Genomic DNA, 1917 nt, shown 5'->3' with positions numbered 1-1917 from the left:
AGACACCAACATAAAAATCAAAAAGGTATCTTTGCAGCATTATGAGTAAGCATGGCAGGATCTTAGTGGCAATGAGCGGTGGCGTTGATAGTTCGGTAGCAGCAGTAATGTTGCATGAGCAGGGCTATGAGGTTATTGGTCTTACCATGAAAACCTGGGACTATGCCTCAGCAGGTGGTAGCTCAAAAGAAACAGGATGCTGCAGCCTGGATAGTATTAACGATGCCCGTGCGTTGGCCGTTGGTTATGGCTTCCCCCACTATATATTGGATATCAGGAGCGAATTTGGCGATTTTGTGATCGACAATTTTGTGGATGAGTACCTGGCCGGTCGTACCCCTAACCCATGCGTTTTATGTAATACTCATATTAAATGGGATGCACTTTTAAAACGTGCAGATAAACTGGACTGCGAATTTATAGCTACCGGTCACTATGCCAACATCCGCTTGCAGGATAATGGCCGTTATGTAATATCAAAAGGTAAGGACGAAAATAAAGACCAGTCATACGTGCTTTGGGGTGTATCGCAACAGAATCTGGCACGTACCAAATTCCCTTTAGGCAGTTTCTCTAAACCCGAGATCAGGCAAATGGCCATGGACATGGGCCAGGTTGAACTTGCCGGCAAAAGCGAAAGCTACGAAATATGCTTTGTACCCGACAACGACTACAGAGCCTTTTTAAGACATAAAGTAGGCGATTTGGAAGAACGTGTTGCCGGCGGTAACTTCGTGCTCACAAACGGCACTATAGTGGGCAAACATCAGGGATATCCCTTTTATACCATAGGCCAGCGTAAAGGTTTGGGTATAGCGTTGGGCCAGCCTATGTTTGTTACCAGTATTGACCCGCAAACCAATACCGTAGTTTTGGGTACTGCCGATGAATTGGAACGCAAGCAGGCCTGGGTTAAAAATCTTAACCTGGTTAAATACGCCAATATCAATGAGCCCATTGAGGCCATTACCAAGATACGTTATAAGGATGCAGGCACGCAAAGTACCATTGTACAAATGGGCGAACACATGAAGGTTGATTTTCATCATACCGTATCAGGCATTGCACCGGGGCAATCGGCTGTTTTTTATGAAGGGAATGATCTGCTGGGCGGTGGATTTTTGATGTGAGCCGAGCATCTTAATTCATTTCAGTATGGCTGAACATCATTATATTCCAGAATTCTACCTTAAAGGTTTTACATCAGCCGATACAGAAACATTTTATATCTATGATATAAAGAAAGGACGGTTAAAATCGAAACCGCACACAGCGGGGAGTCATTTTTTTGATATTAACAGAAATACAGTTACTCACGATGGGTTAGATACTGATTTGCCTGAAAAACTTTATGGTTTGTTTGAAAATGATGAGGCCAAGCTATTTAAGAGATTAAAGAATGAAAACAAGCCTCTTTTAGATTATCAAGACATGTTAATATTGTGTCGTTTTCTGGCTGTATTATACATTCGTTTACCTGCTTTCGATAAATTATACGAGTATTACTACGCAACTAACGATTTGCAAACTTTGGGTATTTCACTTAGAAACCAATATGGAAATGATGCTCCGAAAGAGATTACGGATGAGATTAGAAATACGGAGCTTTTAAAAGCTGGATTTAGAAGCTCTTTAGGCCTAAATTTATTATATAATACTGCTATTAAAGATGATTTTAAGAACTGGTTCATTTTGMCAACAAAGAAACCAAGCTTAATATCTGATAACCCGATTTTTTCGAAAAAAGATCAAAGTCTATAAATTTCATGAATAATTCTTTTTGTATACCCCTTACAAAAAATTTGAAACTTGTAAAGACTGAAAAACCTATTGCTAACCCTGATTATGACGCAGTAAGAAGTCATCTAAGTCTATTGATAGATATCTGTACTTTTAATCAAGCAGAAGCCTATGTGG

Annotated in this window: 2 protein-coding genes; both read left to right on the top strand. The window is 40.1% G+C overall.

Annotation, left to right across the window (positions count from 1 at the left end):
- Positions 1-41 precede the first annotated feature (41 nt).
- Positions 42-1130 carry a tRNA 2-thiouridine(34) synthase MnmA gene (gene mnmA / locus AC1DRQ_RS31160; protein ID WP_429392274.1) on the top strand — a complete coding sequence of 363 codons (1089 nt, stop codon included), beginning with the start codon at positions 42-44 and terminating at the stop codon, positions 1128-1130.
- A 25-nt stretch (positions 1131-1155) separates the two neighbouring features.
- A complete protein-coding gene (locus AC1DRQ_RS31155; RefSeq protein ID WP_477429958.1) occupies positions 1156-1761 on the top strand; it encodes a DUF4238 domain-containing protein in 606 nt (201 codons plus the stop codon).
- The last annotated feature ends 156 nt before the right edge of the window (positions 1762-1917 follow it).

The organism is Mucilaginibacter sp. P4_E8 (assembly GCF_056401495.1).
The sequence above is the reverse complement of the archived record's forward strand: the minus strand, read 5'-3'. Positions and strand labels throughout refer to the sequence as shown.